Origin of the sequence: Xanthomonas sp. 3793 (assembly GCF_024806835.1) — a bacterium.
Lineage (GTDB): Bacteria > Pseudomonadota > Gammaproteobacteria > Xanthomonadales > Xanthomonadaceae > Xanthomonas > Xanthomonas arboricola_F.
On the sequence record NZ_JANTYU010000004.1, the window covers coordinates 122,965 to 138,751 of the forward strand.

Annotated in this window: 12 protein-coding genes and 1 other RNA gene; 1 reads left to right on the forward strand and 12 read right to left on the reverse strand. The window is 65.7% G+C overall.

The genetic code is table 11. The features are described from left to right. Nucleotides 1-263 precede the first annotated feature (263 nt). The 12 genes from FHY18_RS14075 to FHY18_RS14130 all read right to left on the reverse strand — a co-directional run bounded on the left by FHY18_RS14075 (nt 264) and on the right by FHY18_RS14130 (nt 12,963). Nucleotides 264-328, reverse strand: a non-coding RNA gene (locus tag FHY18_RS14075) — sX9 sRNA. 142 nt (nt 329-470) lie between these two features. After that, nucleotides 471-2,231, reverse strand: a complete 1,761-nt coding sequence (locus FHY18_RS14080) for a BatD family protein (protein WP_259156110.1) — start codon at nt 2,229-2,231, stop codon at nt 471-473. Continuing rightward, nucleotides 2,228-4,057, reverse strand: coding sequence for a VWA domain-containing protein (locus FHY18_RS14085; RefSeq protein WP_259156111.1), 1,830 nt, complete (start codon nt 4,055-4,057; stop codon nt 2,228-2,230). The genes FHY18_RS14080 and FHY18_RS14085 overlap by 4 nt, the downstream gene beginning before the upstream one ends. Further along, a complete protein-coding gene (locus FHY18_RS14090; RefSeq protein ID WP_259156112.1) occupies nt 4,054-5,061 on the reverse strand; it encodes a VWA domain-containing protein in 1,008 nt (335 codons plus the stop codon). The genes FHY18_RS14085 and FHY18_RS14090 overlap by 4 nt, the downstream gene beginning before the upstream one ends. Beyond that, nucleotides 5,058-5,519, reverse strand: a complete 462-nt coding sequence (locus tag FHY18_RS14095; protein WP_259156114.1) for a DUF4381 domain-containing protein — start codon at nt 5,517-5,519, stop codon at nt 5,058-5,060. Before FHY18_RS14095 ends, FHY18_RS14090 begins: the two co-directional genes overlap by 4 nt. 2 nt (nt 5,520-5,521) lie before the next feature. Continuing rightward, on the reverse strand, nt 5,522-6,484 hold the full coding sequence (locus tag FHY18_RS14100) for a DUF58 domain-containing protein (RefSeq protein WP_259156956.1): 963 nt from the start codon (nt 6,482-6,484) through the stop codon (nt 5,522-5,524). A 22-nt stretch (nt 6,485-6,506) separates the two neighbouring features. Next, the gene (locus tag FHY18_RS14105; RefSeq protein WP_005995826.1) at nt 6,507-7,526 is read right to left on the reverse strand and encodes a MoxR family ATPase; all 1,020 of its coding nucleotides are present in this window, start codon (nt 7,524-7,526) and stop codon (nt 6,507-6,509) included. Nucleotides 7,527-7,955: 429 nt separating this feature from the next. Next, the gene (locus FHY18_RS14110; protein WP_259156116.1) at nt 7,956-9,908 is read right to left on the reverse strand and encodes a type IV pilus secretin PilQ family protein; all 1,953 of its coding nucleotides are present in this window, start codon (nt 9,906-9,908) and stop codon (nt 7,956-7,958) included. A 19-nt stretch (nt 9,909-9,927) separates the two neighbouring features. After that, nucleotides 9,928-10,461: a pilus assembly protein PilP gene (locus FHY18_RS14115; RefSeq protein ID WP_259156117.1), complete on the reverse strand. Its 534-nt coding sequence runs from the start codon at nt 10,459-10,461 to the stop codon at nt 9,928-9,930. Continuing rightward, nucleotides 10,458-11,123 carry a type 4a pilus biogenesis protein PilO gene (locus FHY18_RS14120; protein WP_064510515.1) on the reverse strand — a complete coding sequence of 222 codons (666 nt, stop codon included), beginning with the start codon at nt 11,121-11,123 and terminating at the stop codon, nt 10,458-10,460. Before FHY18_RS14120 ends, FHY18_RS14115 begins: the two co-directional genes overlap by 4 nt. Then, complete coding sequence (locus FHY18_RS14125) at nt 11,120-11,905, reverse strand: PilN domain-containing protein (protein WP_259156123.1); 786 nt, start codon at nt 11,903-11,905, stop codon at nt 11,120-11,122. The genes FHY18_RS14120 and FHY18_RS14125 overlap by 4 nt, the downstream gene beginning before the upstream one ends. Then, entirely contained in the window at nt 11,905-12,963 is a 1,059-nt protein-coding gene (locus FHY18_RS14130; protein ID WP_039423791.1) for a pilus assembly protein PilM, read from the reverse strand. The genes FHY18_RS14125 and FHY18_RS14130 overlap by 1 nt, the downstream gene beginning before the upstream one ends. A 119-nt stretch (nt 12,964-13,082) precedes the next feature. Between FHY18_RS14130 and FHY18_RS14135 the strand changes: the two genes are divergently transcribed. After that, nucleotides 13,083-15,608 (forward strand): penicillin-binding protein 1A, encoded by a 2,526-nt coding sequence (locus FHY18_RS14135; RefSeq protein WP_259156127.1) that lies wholly within the window; start codon nt 13,083-13,085, stop codon nt 15,606-15,608. Nucleotides 15,609-15,787: the final 179 nt, after the last annotated feature.

Below are 15,787 nucleotides of genomic sequence, written 5' to 3' on the forward strand. Positions count from 1 at the left end.
GCTGCATGCATCAGATGTCGAGCCGCTGCTTGATGATCGAACAAGGCGCATCCAGCACTGCTCTTCCATGCAAACCGACCAACTCGACTGGTCCTTGCCCGCTCACCATCGCGGGACCTTACGCGGCATGGATGCCGCGTAAGAGCTTACAAGGACGTACTTGCAGCGTGTCCCGCGATGGTGGGCGGGCGAGGGCCTTGCAGCCAAATGGCAGCCGCGACGTCCTGCCCTCGACAACACAGCGGATATCCGGAACCAAGCGCGGCTAGCAAAACGTAGCGAGCAGTTGCCGGATCGATGTGGCGGTGCGCTCAGAACCGGCGTGCATGAGCGGGAAGCGAGTTCCCAGCGCCAGCCACACCGGCCCCCTGGCGACCGCATAGCCCTTCTTAGCCGATCCAAGAGCTACAGCGATGCACAACGAAGCCCTGCTTCTCGCCCCTCGGCCGCTGCCGATACCGCGCAGGCGATCAGGGCGCTGGCGGATACAACGGCGCCAGCACCTCAGGTTCTGCAGCGCTCGCATGCCGCCAGCGTGGTCCCTTGGCAAAGGCCTCGCGCAGTGCAGACCGCGCGCCCGCCACATCGCCATCGCCGCCCCAGCGAGCGCGCTGCATGCGCGCCACCGCCGCGCGTTGAGCGGGATCTGCCAGCGCTGCAAGCACGCTGTCGATATCCGCCACGCCCGCCATGCCGCACAGCACGGTAGCCACATCGTCCATGCCGCCGCTGTCCAGCGCGCGGCGCAACTCGGCCACGCCATGGGTCACACGCCGCCCCGGCACGGGCGTATCGCCACCGTTGGAACCGGGAGCACCGCTCGCGCCAGTGCGTCGACGCAACAACGCCCACCCCAGCGTCACGCCCCATAACAATGCAAAGCCCACGGCCGCAGCGATCCAGCCCCATGGCCGTTGCGTGGGCGGCGGCTGCAGGCTCAGCGTGCCAGCGGTCGGGGCAGGCGCTACGGCAGTGCTCGACGGGCTTGCAGCGGGTGCAGGCGCGGGCGTGGCGAAGGCGCCACTGCCCGCGGCCACATCCAAGGTCAGATCCGGCACCGAGGCGGTCTTGGCCGCACCTGCACCGACATCCCACCACGCTACCTGCAGGCCGGGCACCACCAACGGGCCGGCGCGGTTGGGCACTATCGAATAGCGACGGGTCAGCCGCAACTGCGGCGAGCCGTCCACAAAACGTTCTTCGTATTGCGGCGGCTCGGCAAACACCTGCGCATCGGGCACGCTCGGTGTGGGCAACTCGGGGAACTGCGCCTGGGTGGCGCCACGCGCGCTGGCCTCCACCACGAACTGCGTCGCCTCCCCTGCGGTTGCGCGCTGCGGCGTGGCCGTATAGCGCAACTGCAGGCTGCGCAACGGCAGCCACGGCTGCGGCGCATTGGCCGGTTGCGCGCGTACCTGCAACGCAATGCTGGCGCTGCGCGCACTCAGCTCGCCGTTGCCGCGACCGAAATAATCGTCGAAGAAGCCGCCGACCGAGCGCCCGTTGAAGCGTGCGGACGGCAACAGCAGGCGCCCACTGCGCTCGGGCACCAGCAAATAGCGTCGCTCCACCACGTTGTACTGGCGTCCGTTGACCAGCTTGACCGAACTGACGTCATCGCCGATGCGTTGCAGCGATGCGCCATCGGGCGCTTCCAGGTCCAGCTCGCCCGAGGCCAGCTGCGTGGCGAAGTACAACCGCACCACCACGCCCACGCTTTGCTGCACGTAAGGCTGCGGGTCGTCCACCTGCGTCTGGACGAAGACCTCTTCATTGCCCTGCGCCTCGCTTGGGCGACTGGCACCGGCGTTGCCGGTGCCGCCACTGCGACTGCCATTGCTCGCCGGATCGTTCGCCGAGGCCACCACCTGCAGTCGCAGGGGCTCGGTACGCTCGTTGCCGACCCGGATCGCAGGCACGATCAACTCGCCGCTCTTGCGCGGCGTCAACACCACGCCGAACAAGGCGCGCACCGTGACCGACCCATTGGTCACCTGCATCTGCTGATTGGCGCTCTTGGCGCCCAGTGCAAACTCGTTGCGCAACGGCGTGTAATCCGGATCGACGCCGCGCTGATCGGTTTCGATATTCAACATGACCACATCGCCGGCATTGGCGCTGTCGCGGTCCAGCCAGGCGCGCGTGACCGCACCGGCCGGCGCGCAAACGAACAGCATCATGCACGCCAGCATGCCGATCGCGCCGCGGCGCAAGTGGTGTGTGCCGATCATCGTCCGTCCCGTTGTCTGCGTTCGTATTCCAGCCTGAATTTGGTGCGCAGCAGGCTGCCCGGATCGTCCGGCACGCGCCGTAACCACGCATCCACCGCCTGGCGTTGCTCGCGCTGCTCCGGCGTCTCGCTTGCCAGGGCGTCCTCCGGCTTGCCCTTCGCATCGGCGCCCTTGTCGCCGGCCTGCGCCATCGCCTGCTGCATCTTGCGACGCTGCGCGTCGTCGGCCTGTTGCTGCGCCTTGGCATCGGCCGATTGCGGTGGCGTGTCTTGCTTGCCCTGCTCGTCCTTGCCGCCCTTGGACGGTTGCTGCTGCGACTTGCCGTCCTGCGCCGTCTGCGCGTCGGACGGCTGGTCCTTGCCGTCTTGCTTGCCTTGCTCGCCTTGCTGGTCCTGCCCATCCTTGCCGGGTTTTTTTGCGTTCTGCGGGTCTTGCCCGGACGCATCCTGACCGGGCTTGTCCTTGCCCGATTGATTCTGGTTCTTGGACTGACCTTTGCCATCCTTGTCGTTGCGCTGCTGCCGCTTGCGCGCTGCATCGACCGCCGCGCGATTGGCGATCGCATCGGCCTGCTTGGGATGTTGCTTGAGCGCACGATCGTAAGCGGCAATCGCCTCGTCGTACTGGCCTTGTCGCGCCAGCGCATTGCCCAGGTTGTACAGTCCCTCGTCGGTCGGTACCCCTTCAAATGCTTTTTGCGCAGCGGCAAAATCGCCTTTGCGGTACGCCTGCACGCCGGCATCCAGACGCTGCTGCTGCACCTGATCGGCGCGCTGCCACAAGGTGCCGTCGGCCGCCTGTGCAGGCTGCGCCAGCGGCAACACGCACATCAGTGCCACCATCGCCACGACTGCGCGGCGTCTGAACGCCAGCAACGCCAACAGCATCACCGGCAGCACCAACCAGTAGCCTTCGTCGAGCCAGGTCTTGCCGCCACTGGCTTCGGCGGCTTCGTCGGCCAGCGGCTGCTGCGCGGGATCGAGCACACCCAGCGCTTGCAGGTCGGCGTCGTCCGGCGCAATTCGCGCGTAGCGCCCACCGCCCTGCCCGGCCAGGTCGCGCAGACTTGCCTCGTCCAGTTTTGCCTGCGCGATCTCGCCGCTGCCGGTGCGGTAGGCGGCGCCACGCGGGCTGCCTACCCCGAGCGCGGAGACCTGGAATCCACGCCCACGTGCGGTGCGTGCGGAGCTTTCCGCCGAGCCGTCCGCGCCATCGCTGACCAGCAGGATATCGCCCTGCTTGAAGCCGGCCTGCTGCAACAGCCGGGCCGCTGCATCGATGGCCCTGTCGGCACGTTTGCCGTCCACCGGCATCACCGACGGCGACAACGCATCCAGAAACAGGGCCACGTTGGCCGCGTCTTCGGTCAACGGCGCAACCGTGAAGCTTTCGCCGGCATACGCCAGCAAGGCAACTTCGCCACCGGCGCGCTTGCGCAGCAGCGTGGCCAGTTTGGCGCGCGCCTGCAGCAGGCGCGATGGCGGCAGATCGGTCGCGTTGCTGCTGGACGACAGATCCAGCACCACCACCAACGGCATGCTCGATTGAAACACCGGGCGCTCGGTCTGCCGCCAGCTCGGCCCGCTCATCGCCACCACCGCCAGCGTGTAGGCCAGCGCAGCCGCCACGAAGCCCAACCATCCCCGCCGGCCACCGGCCACCAGCAGGCCCGGCAACAGATGCGCGTCCACGCTGTGACGCCACACATTGGCACTGCGTCGACGCAGGTGCCACAGCAGCGCGGCCGGCGCGAGCAGCAACAGCGCCCACAGCCAATCCGGGCGCAGCAGATGCAGCGCGGCCAGTCCTTCGGGCAGCGCGTTCATCGCCATCTCCGCGGCAGCACGTAGGCAAGCAACGCAACCAGCATGGCAGCGCCCAATGGCCAGTAGTAACGCTCCACGCGCGGCTGCACCGACGGGCCAACCGCCTTCACCGGCTCCAGCCGGTCCAGCTCGGCATAGATGCCGGCCAGCTCTTCGGTATCGCGGGCGCGGAAGAACCGGCCCCCGGTCTGCTCGGCAATCTTGCGCAAGCCCGCTTCATCGATATCGTCGTTGCCGCCTGCCGGGATCGGCACGCCGAACAACGAGTAACCGCCGCTGCCACCGAAGGCGATGGTGTGCACACGCACGCCCTCCGCCTTGGCCAAGTCGGCCGCCTTCAACGGGTTGAGTACGCCGGCGGTATTGACGCCATCGGTGAGCAACACCACCACGCGCTGGCCCTGCTTCTGCTCGCGCAACCGTTTGACCGACAACGCGATCGCATCGCCAATGGCGGTCTCGCGCCCGGCCAAGCCGACAACGCTGTCGGCCAGCTGGCCGCGTACCGAGGTCAGGTCGGCGGTGAGCGGTGTCAGCGCATAGGCGCGCTGACCGAACACCAGCAGGCCGACGCGATCGCCGTCGCGCCGATCCAGAAAGTCCGACAACACCGCCTTGGCAGCGGTAAGGCGGTCGACCACCTTGCCGCCGAGCACCATGTCCGGCTCGCTCATGCTGCCCGACAGATCCACCGCCAGCATCATCTGCCGCGCCTCGCGCGGCGGCTGGATCACCTCGCCCAGTTGCTGCGGACGCGCCAGCGCCGCGCACAGCAGAAACCAGCCCAACCACGCCAGCCAGCGCGGCATGCGCAAGGCGGGCACGCGCCGTGCCTGGGCAACCGCATGCAATTGATCGGCATACGGCACGCGCAGTGCCGCCGTGTCGGCACGACGCTGCGGCCAGAACCACATCAGCAGCGGCAGCGGCATCAACCACCACGCCCATGGCCACGCGCAATGCGCCAGCGCGTCCTGCCATTGCGACCACTGCAGCCAGTTCATCGCTGGCCCCGCATCAACCGCAGGAAGCGTTGCCGCGCCAACGCCTGCACGGCATCCAGATCGGCCACCGCCGGTGCGCGTTGAAACCCACCGTCGAGCAATGCCCGTCCCGGCCCCTGCGAAAACGCCTGCGTCTTGCTCTTGCGCCCGTCCAGAAACTGCAACCACGCCTCGCCCTGCAACCGATCGGCCTGCGCATCCACCGTGCGCGCGGCGCGGCGCAACAGCATCGACAAGCTCGCCAGGCGCTGCGCGGGCGCTGTCGCACGCTGCAGCTCGGCATCGAAGGCAGCCAACCAGCGGCGCTGCTGCCGACGACGGCGCCACCACCAGAACCACGCACCAGCCAGCACCAGCACGACCGCAGCGATCACCAGCCACCATCCCGGCGCCAGCGGCCACCACGACGGCGACGGCGGCAGATGGACATCGCGCAGCGGCAGCGATTGCGGTGCCATCGTCAAGCGCCCCGCATGAGCGTGCTGCCGCCCAGCCACGCATCGCTGGCGTCATCGGTGGACAGGCGATGCAGGCGCACGCCGCGCGATTGCAGCAGCGTGGCCAGCTGTTCCAGCGGCGCGACGAACTCGGCCTGCCAACGCGCGCGCGCAGCCTGACTTGCGAGGTCCACCGCAATGCGCTCGCCGCGCACATCGAAGCTCAGCGCGCGCGCTGGCGGCGACAGTTCCAGGGGATCGACCAGCACGATCACCACCACCTCGTGGTGCAGCGCCAGACCGGACCAGCGCGTCGCCGAAATCTTGCTGGCACTGCGCGGATCGGCCAACACCGTCAGCCGCGCGCCGGGACGCAGCAGGCGTGCGGCATGGTCCAGCGCAACATCCAGCCCGGCATCGCCAGGCGGAGGTTGCGCATACCACCGCGCCAATGCGTCCAGCACCGGCAGCACGCCGCGCTGGCCCGACCGCGGCGCAATCGGCGCCTCGCTGGCGGTACCGCGCAAAGCGGCAATCCGGTCGCCCTGTCGCTGCGCCAGCCATGCCGCCACCGCACCGGCGCGCGCCGCCTGCACCGACTTGTAGCGCACCCGCGTTCCGAAGAAGAGCGCAGGCGAGGTATCGGCAACGATCAGGCTCAAGCGTTCGCGCTCGGCCTGAAACAGCTTGGTGTGGGCGCGCCCGGTACGTGCGGTGACGCGCCAGTCGATATGGCGCGCGTCGTCGCCGGCCACGTATTCGCGCGACTCGGCGTACTCCATCCCGCGCCCGCGGGTGGCGGCCGGCACCGGCCCCACCAGCCCATGCCGGCCACGTCCGGGCTGCCCGCGATGCAGCGCAGTGCCGCGCAATGCGATCAACTCGGCAAGGCTCGGGCGCAGACCATCGCCGGCAACGGACGAGGCAGGATTCGCGATGGAGGAAGACGGCATCGAAGACATCGGAGTCGGGCGAGAGGGCGGCAGACCTCGGCAACCCGCTGCCCGATCAGGGCAGCGGAATCTTGTCCAGCAACGCGGCAACCAAGCGCTCGCCATCCCAGCCTTCCGCGGTGGCTTCGTAGCTGGGCAAGACGCGGTGGCGCAGCACGTCCGGCGCGATGGCGCGAATGTCGTCCGGGGTCACATAGTCGCGCCCGGCCAACCACGCACGCGCACGCGCACAGCGCTCCAGCGCAATCGAGCCGCGCGGGCTCGCACCCCAGGCAATGCGCCGTGCCAATGCCGGGTCGTAGCGTTGCGGGTCGCGCGAGGCCAGTACGATTTCGATCAGATAGCGCTCGAGCTGCGGAGCCAGATGCACGTCCAGGACCACGCGTCGTGCGGCGAAGACATCTTCCAGCGGAATCTTGTCCGGGACGGTCTCGTGCTTTTCAAGTGTGTCGCGTGCCGCCTCGCGTGCCAGGCGCAGGATTTCCGCCTCTGCATCGGCCTGCGGGTAGCCGATACGCACGTGCATCAGGAAACGATCCAGCTGCGCCTCTGGCAACGGGAACGTGCCTTCCTGCTCGATCGGGTTCTGCGTCGCCATCACCAGGAACAGCTGCGGCAGCGCATAGGTATGACGACCCACCGTCACTTGCCGCTCGCCCATGGCCTCCAGCAATGCGGACTGCACCTTGGCCGGCGCGCGGTTGATTTCGTCGGCCAGCAGGATGGGGTGGAAGATCGGTCCTGGCATGAACTCGAATCGGCTGTCCTGCGGACGCCAGATTTCGGTGCCGGTCAGATCGGCCGGCAGCAGATCCGGGGTGAACTGCACCCGCGCGAAGTCGGCTTCCAGTCGCGAGGCCAGTGCGCGGATCGCGGTGGTCTTGGCCAGCCCCGGCGCGCCTTCGACCAGCAGATGCCCATCGGCCAGCAAGGCGATCAGCAGCCGCTCGACCAGCGCCGACTGACCGACGATGCGCTGCGCCAGCGACTCGCGCAGGGAGGTGAATTGACGATGCAGCCGGTCCTCGGCGGGCGCGGCAGCGGCTTCGGGGGGCAGTAGCGGCGGTGCGTTCATAGGCCCAGTGTGACCGATTCGAACGCGATTGGTTCACTTGCCGATGGCGGGAGGTTCAGTGAGCAACAAACTTTTGCCCAGCGTCACGAACATCGTTGGTCCTGCGAAGTCAAATACTTAGCGCCTGCCCGGCCTGACGGCCGTCTTAAGAAGAGATCTGTTTGCAGAACTCCCAGTGACTGGTATGCACATCGCACGCTGTAGCTAACGATCAATCAACTACACAGCGCCCAAGACCCGATCTCCGCCTCGGCTTTCCAGAGTCGCGGCCCCTTGAAATCGATAACACTCCTTCCCCCAGACCCGCACCGTCAGATTCACTCTAAAGTCTAGTTTGGGCTGGCAGATTCACGAAAAATTATTGTAGACCACAGGACATCTTAAATAGAAAAGGCCGCTTCCGCGGCCTCTTCCAAGAAGTCAGTCCAATTACGGATTCGCACTGGCTACACGCAGGACCTTCGGAGTCACAAATACCAGAAGCTCTGCCTTTTCCTTGCTACGCCCGCGCTTTTTGAACAGATTCCCCAAGAAAGGAATATCACCCAGGAAGGGCACCTTGGAGACGCTTTCGCGATCAGTGAATTCGTAAACACCACCGATCACCACCGTCTCGCCATCGCCAACCAGTACCGCAGTATTGACCTCGCGGCGATTAATTTCGGGTACCGTACCGTAGCCCTCCAGAATGATGAAACGAGCGACTTCGTCTTTCTTGACGTTCATATTTAAAAAAACACGATTGTCATTGGTGATGGTAGGTGTAACCTTCAGCTCAAGCAAAACTTCTTTGAACTGAACGTTCGCCTGCGCAGCCGAGCCCGCCGCACCGCCGCCACTAATCGTCACATAGCCGATTTCCCGGCCCTGTTTGATGACACCCTCGCGCTGATTGGCGGTAACGATACGTGGGTTGGAAACCACCTCTCCTCGCCCCTCTTCTTGCATTGCCGACAACTCGATGTCGAGATTGAAATTCGAACCGAGCAAGGTATATGCCAGACCAGCCGCCCTGCTATTGGTGAAGCCACTAGCTCCCAGATCGACATTCAGCCCGGACGGGAATAAGTGTGAAGCAAGTGTAGTACTCGTACCGGTATTGGCAATTTCGTTAGCACGCTGGGCAGAAGTATTCTGAAAGTTGACGTTACTCCCCAGCGAGCCGCTCAGAATCCCGCGTCCGGTTGACCCGGTGATACCAAAGCGCGCACCCAGGTCGCGGGCAAACGTATCGGTCGCAATCACGATCCGGCTTTCGATCAGCACCTGATCCACCGGACGGTCGATATGCGAGATCAGCTCGCGCATCTGCGCGACCTTCTTCGGGATATCGCTGATCATCAGGGTGTTGGTGCGCTCGTCGGCGACCAGACGGCCACGCGGCGACAGGAAACCATTGTCCTGCTGACCCGCACCGCCGCCACCGCCACCACCTTGCCCGCCACCTCCGCTACCGCCACCGATTCCCTTGGCCTCGGTCAGCGCTTTGAAGATCACCGCCGCGTTGTGGTAATTGATCTGTACGTAATCGGTGATCAGGTCTTCGCGGTTTTCGATCGCGATGCGGGCGTCTTCCTTGTCCTGCTCGAACTTGGCCAGCTCCGGCTGCGGGGCGACCCACACCACGCCACCGTCGCGGCGCTTGTCCAGACCCTTGGCGCGCAACACGATGTCCAGCGCCTGGTCCCACGGCACGTTCATCAGGCGTAGCGTGACGTTGCCCTGCACGGTGTCGGAAGCGACAATGTTGAGGTTGGACTCTTCGGCGATCAGCTGCAGTACGGTGCGTACCGGCACGTCCTGGAAGTTGAACGTCACCGGACGTCCGCTATAGCCGCGTGCGGCGATCTGGGCAGCGGCCTGGGTCACCGATGCGGCGCTCACGCCACCAACGGCCGGCTGGCCCTTGCGCGGGGTGATTTCGACCACGTACTCGTTGCCGGTCTGATAGGCCAGCGAATCGAACGCGCCCTTGGTCGACAGCACCAGCTGCGAGCCAGAGCCGGACGGCTTGACCTCCACCCGCTGCACCGGCGTCGCAAAGTCGGTGACATTGAGGGGGCGCTGCAGTTCCGGCGGCAACTTGGCGTTGCTGATGTCCACCAGCACGCTGTCGCCCTGGGTCCGCAGGTCCGGGCTGGCGCCCTGGCCGTCGAACTTCAGGATCAGACGGCCCGCGCCATCTTCGCCACGTTTGAAATCGATCTTGGACACCGCCAGGCTCGCCGGAGCGGCCTTGGCCGGATCCTGCGCAGGCTGGTTCAGCGCGGCGGCTGCGAACGAGCTGCCACTGGCCAGCGCCAGCGCGAACCCCAACGCGCAGGCCTGGAGCATCGCGTGGCGTCGAACCGGACGCAGCCGCTGGGCATTGGAAAACGTCATCGTGCTATCCCCTATCACTTTATTGATCATCCAATGCGAGCGCGGCCGGCCGTTCAAGCCATCCACCCGCACCGTCCGGCACAAGTTCAATCAGCTCGATGCGGTCTTCGTAGACCCCGGTCACCCGGCCATCGCTCTGTCCCAGATACACACCCGGCCGCACCCGGTACGTCACCTTGTCCGGCGCCATCACCAGCGCGATCAGGCCCGAGCCGCCTCCAATGGTCCCCACCATGTCGAGGGCGTCGAGCGGGAAGGCTTCCAACGGTTCCTTGCGCCGGTTCGGGTCCGGACGGGTACCGTTGCCGCCTTCCGCACTGACCCAGGCATCGCTGAACGGGTCGCGCATCACTTGCGCCGAGTATTCGAACGTCTCGAACTGCTGCATCACCGGCAGCGGCTCCAGCGGCGGCGCAGGACGCGCACGCACCTCGGCCACCCAGGCTTCCAGATTCGGCGCATCGCCGGGGGTAGTGGTCACGCCGCGCGTGCACGCCGGCAATACTGCAATTAGCGCCACGCAGGACAGGATCTTGAGCAATTTCATGGTCATTGGCCGCCCTTCTTCGCAGCGTCGGCCGCCGCCTTTTCCTGCTCGGCCATTTCCTCATCGTCCAGATAACGATAGGTCTTGACCGTGCCGGACAGCTCCAGCGCACCGCGCGGCGTGATACCGGCCTTGGCGTCCTTGGGCTTGAGGTTGATGTCGTGCATGGTCAGGATCACCACGCGCGGCAGCGAGGCCACGCCGCTGACGAAGGCACCGAACTGGTGGTAACTGCCCACCATGCGCAGGGCGATCGGCTTCTCGGCGTAGAACTCCTTCGGCGATTCCGGGCCCGGCTGGAACAACTCGTTCGACAGGCCGCTGGACAGCGCGGTCTGCGAGATGTCGATGATCAGGTCCGGCATTTCGGTCTTGCTGGGCAGCTGACGCAGCATCTGCTGCAGCACCTGCTCCATCTGCGCGAGCTGCTGCTTGAGCGGCTCCAGGTTCACCGCACGCCCCTGTTGGGTCTCGAACTCGGTGCGCAGCTGGGTTTCGGTGCCTTCCAGCCCTTCCAGTTCATCGCGCTTGCCGCTGATCAACAGGAACCAGGCCAGCACCATGATGAACAGGCCGACCACCACGCAGAACACGATGCGCGCCTGCTGCGGCCAACCGCCGATGTTGTTGAAGTCCAGATCGCTTAGCTTGAATGATTTCTTACTCATGACGCCGCCCCCTCCTGCGGCCGATTGGCAGGCGCCGGCGCTGCCTGCGGTGCAGCCACAGGTGCGCTCGGCGGCGTTGCAGGCGCAGGCGCCGCTGCCGGGGCAGCGGGCGTCGTACCAGCCGGCGTGGTAGCCGGTGCAGCGGTGCCCGGCGCAGCCGGATCCACCACCGCGGGCGCGGCGCCGTTCTTGTCAGCCTCGTTCGGGTTGGCCAGCTTGACCTTCAGCGTGAACACATAAGGCAAAGCCTTGGTATCCATCGACGAGGCTGCCGGCTGTCCGGCCGCCTTGTCCTGGCTCTTGGCTTCGATGATGGACAGATCCGGATTGGTCATCCAACCCGAGCCTTCCAGGTTGCGCATGTAGGCACTGACGCGCGCGTTGGACTGCGAGCGGCCTTCCAGGGTCAGGATGTCGCCGTCCTGCTTGATGTTGGTCAACGCCACGCCATCGGGAATAGTGCGCACCAGCGAATCGAACAGATGCACCATCTGCGAGCGGTTGGCCTGCAGTTCCTCGATCACCTTCTTGCGCGCAAGCAGGCGGTCCTTCTTCTTGTCGAGTTCCTTGATCTCTTCGTTCTGCGCCTTGACCTTGTCGATCTCGGCGGTCAGGAACGCATTGCGATCGGTCTGGCCGCTGATCTGCGCGTCGTAGTAGAACCAGATCAGCGCCGACAGCAGCACGCCACCGAGCGCAGCGAAGCCGAGCATCGAATAGAACTCACGCTCGCGCGCTTTCCGGCGCTCGGCGCGCCAGGGCAGTAGATTGATTCTTGCCATCAGTCAAAGCTCCTCAGGGCCAGGCCGGTGGCGATCATCAGGGCGGGCGCATCCAGCGCCAGCGCGTGGGCCTGGACCTTCGGACCCAGCGTCATCTGCGCAAGCGGGTTGGCCACCACGGTGGTCACGCCCAGCTGCTCTTCCACCATCTCCGGCAGGCGCGACAGCGCGGCGCAACCGCCGGCCAGCACGATGCAGTCGACGCGATTGAATTCGCTACCCGCATAGAAGAACTGCAGCAAACGGCTGATCTGCTGCACCGTCGCTTCCTTGAACGGCTCCAGCACTTCGACCTCGTAGCTCTCCGGCAACCCGCCCTGACGCTTGGCCAGGCCGGCTTCTTCGTAGGTCAGGCCGTAGCGGCGCATGACTTCGTCGGTGAGCTGCTTGCCGCCGAACACTTGTTCGCGGCTGTACAGGCTACGACCGGAGCGCAGCACGCTCAGCGTGGTCATGGTGGCGCCGATATCGACCAGCGCCACCACCGCATCGGCGGCCACCGGCAGTTCGCTGGCGACCAGGGCAAACGCGTTCTCGACCGCGAAGGCCTCCACGTCCATCACCTTGGCAGTCAGACCACCCAGTTCGAGCGCCGATTGGCGCAGCTCGACATTCTCCGAGCGCGAGGCAGCCAGCAACACCTGGACCATGTCCGGGCTGTTGGGCATCGGGCCGAGCACCTCGAAATCGAGATTCACTTCCTCGATCGGGTACGGAATGTAATTGGTGGCTTCCAGTTCGACCTGGGCTTCCAGGTCGCTGTCGTCCAGGTCGGCCGGCATCGGGATCAGCTTGGTGATCACCGCAGACCCGGCCACGGCCGCAGCCGCGTTCTTGGCCTTGCTGCCGGAACGGTTGATGGCGCGGCGAATGGCTTCGCCCACCGCCTCGACTTCAACGATGTTCTTTTCCACGACCGCATTCGGCGGCAATGGCTCCACCGCGTAATGCTCCACGCGAAAACGGTTCCCGCTGCGCGACAGCTGCAAGAGCTTCACGGCAGTAGAACTGATATCGACACCAATCAGTGGCGACTGACTCTTGGGTAAAAGCCCCACGGTAACTCCCCTGCCGACGGGCACTTGGACGCATGTCTGCGCCCTCGTATTAATAATCAAATTTTAACAGTTGACAAGCCCTTCACGCGCAAGGCAATGACCCCGCGAACGTGACCCCAGTGCTGTCTTCTGCGATCCCCAGAGTTCGGCCCCAGCCAAACCCGGCGTCATCTATACTCTGTGACCAAGAAATCTGCAATCGGAATCTCTCTTACATGCCCCGTATTCGCCGTTGGCTGGGCTGGATCCTGGCCACGCTCGTTGTGCTCGCACTGCTCGGCGCCATTGCTGCCGGCGGCCTGTATTACGCCATTTCCTCGAAGTTGCCGGACGTACAGTCGCTCAAGCAGGTCGAGCTGCAGGAGCCGATGTACGTCTATTCCAGCGACGGTCGCCTGATGGCCGTCTACGGCGAGACCCGACGCTACCCGATCCAGATGAAGGACGTGCCGCTGCGCCTGAAGCAGGCCTTCCTGGCGACCGAGGACGCGCGTTTCTACGAGCACGGGGGCGTGGACTACAAGGGCATCGCCCGCGCGGTGTGGCTGCTGGCCAGTACCGACGCCAAGCGCGTGCCGGGCGGCTCGACCATCACCCAGCAGGTGGCGCGGCAGTTCTTCCTCAGTTCCGAATACAGCTACACCCGCAAGCTTGCCGAGATCCTGCTGGCGCGCAAGATCGAGAGTGAGCTGAGCAAGGACGAGATCTTCGAGCTGTATCTCAACAAGAGCTTCTTCGGCAACCGCGCCTACGGCGTCGGTGCCGCCGCCGAGTACTACTACGGCAAGAAGATGAGCGAATTGAGCCTGGACGAGATGGCGTCGCTGGCCGGCATCCCCAAGTTCCCGTCCAGCGGCAACCCGATCAGCAACCCCGAGCGCGCGCGCGAACGCCGCGACTATTACGTGCTGCAGCGCATGGCCGACCTGGGCTTCGTGACCCAGGCCGAAGCCGATGCCGCCAAGGCGGTGCCGATGCATGCCAAGCCGCACGAGCCGCCGGTCGAGGTGTACGCGCCATACGTGGCCGAGCTGGTGCGTCAGGAGATGATCGCCAAGTACGGCGGCGATGTGCTCAACAAGGGCTACCACGTCACCACCACCATCGATTCCACCCTGCAGACCGGCGCCGATGCGGCGGTTGCCGAAGGCCTGCGCCTGTACGACCACCGCCATGGCTGGCACGGCGTGGAGCAGCATTTCGATGTCGCCGCCGATGCGGATGCACCGGCCCTGGCCAAGCATCTGGCCGGCGCGTTCACCCAGGGCGGTCTGCGCGCGGTGATCGTGGCACGCACCAATGCCGACGGCGGCGTGACCGTCGTACTGAGCGACAAGACCGAGCTGACCCTGCCGCCCAGCGCCAGCCGCTGGACCAACAAGACCCCGGCCAAGCTGCTGACGCGCGGCGACCTGACCCGCATCCGCGCTGGCGAGAAAGACGGCGAATGGATCATCGACCAGTTGCCGCGCGGCCAGGCCGCGCTGGTATCGCTGGATGCCGACAGCGGCGCACTGCGCGCCCTGGTCGGCGGCTTCAGCTTTGCCGGCAACAAGTTCAATCGCGCTACCCAGGCACGCCGCCAGCCCGGTTCCAGCTTCAAACCGTTCGTGTATGCGTCGGCGTTCGAGAAGGGCTTCAACCCGGCCTCGATCGTGCTGGATGCGCCGGTGGTGTTCCGCGATCGTCGTGGCAAGACCTGGTCGCCGCAGAACGATGGCGGCGGCTTCCGCGGCCCGATGCGGCTGCGCGAGGCGCTGGTGCAATCGCGCAACCTGGTGTCGGTGCGCCTACTGGATGCGATCGGCGTCGATTTTGCACGCAAATACATCAGCCAGTTCGGTTTCCAGGAAGCCGAGTTGCCGCCCAACCTGTCGATGTCGCTGGGCACCGCGTCGCTGACGCCGCTGTCGGTGGCGCGCGGTTACGCGGTGTTCGCCAATGGCGGCTCGCGCGTGGACACCTGGATCGTGGATGAGGTGAAAGACCGCGACGGCACTGTGGTGTTCAAGGAAGTGCCTGCGGTGGCCTGCCGCACCTGTGCGTTGCAGGGCGGCACGGCCGCGCCGGTGAGCCAGGTGGTGGACGGGTTCAACTTCGGCGCCCAGGCGCCGGCCACGCCGCCGGCGGCTCCGGCCACCGACGCGGCGCCGACGCCAGCACAAGCCGCACCGGCGGCGATCGCCGAAACCAAGATCGCGCCGCGCGCCATCGATGCGCGCACCGCTTACCAGCTGGTGTCGATGATGCGCGACGTGGTTCAGCGCGGCACCGGCACGGCGGCCAAGGTGCTGGGACGCGAAGACGTGGGCGGCAAGACCGGCTCGACCAACGACCACCGCGATGCCTGGTTCTCCGGCTTTGGCGGCCCGTACGCCACCACCGTGTGGGTGGGCCGCGACGACTTCCGCTCGCTCGGCTATCGCGAGTACGGCGGCAAAGCCGCACTGCCGATCTGGATCGACTACATGCGCGTGGCACTGAAGGACAAGCCGATCGCTGCCAACGACCCGCCCGAGGGCATGACCCAGGCCACCATCAATGGCGCGGTCGAGTGGGTCAAGAACGAAGACCTGGATCGCCTGCAGGATTACGACTACGGCCTGCAGGAACAGCAGGACGAGAAGGCGTTCGATATCTTTTGAGGGCCGGGATTCGGGGTTCGGAAATGGGGAATCGGAACGGCACCGCCGGCCCGGTTCCCCGATCGATGCGCATCGGCTGGTGGCTCGCGTAGACGCAGACGCAGACGCAAGCACCGTTGCGTGATTGCCACGTCCGGGATGGCATGGCGCATTCGCCACCTCTTCATGCCGCTGATGTA

Coding starts and splice junctions, on each gene's coding strand:
- FHY18_RS14080 (WP_259156110.1), bottom strand. CDS start 2,231: ATGATCGGCACACACCACTTGCGCCGCGGCGCGATCGGCATGCTGGCG.
- FHY18_RS14115 (WP_259156117.1), bottom strand. CDS start 10,461: ATGACCATGAAATTGCTCAAGATCCTGTCCTGCGTGGCGCTAATTGCA.
- FHY18_RS14110 (WP_259156116.1), bottom strand. CDS start 9,908: ATGACGTTTTCCAATGCCCAGCGGCTGCGTCCGGTTCGACGCCACGCG.
- FHY18_RS14125 (WP_259156123.1), bottom strand. CDS start 11,905: ATGGCAAGAATCAATCTACTGCCCTGGCGCGCCGAGCGCCGGAAAGCG.
- FHY18_RS14105 (WP_005995826.1), bottom strand. CDS start 7,526: ATGAACGCACCGCCGCTACTGCCCCCCGAAGCCGCTGCCGCGCCCGCC.
- FHY18_RS14120 (WP_064510515.1), bottom strand. CDS start 11,123: ATGAGTAAGAAATCATTCAAGCTAAGCGATCTGGACTTCAACAACATC.
- FHY18_RS14085 (WP_259156111.1), bottom strand. CDS start 4,057: ATGAACGCGCTGCCCGAAGGACTGGCCGCGCTGCATCTGCTGCGCCCG.
- FHY18_RS14090 (WP_259156112.1), bottom strand. CDS start 5,061: ATGAACTGGCTGCAGTGGTCGCAATGGCAGGACGCGCTGGCGCATTGC.
- FHY18_RS14095 (WP_259156114.1), bottom strand. CDS start 5,519: ATGGCACCGCAATCGCTGCCGCTGCGCGATGTCCATCTGCCGCCGTCG.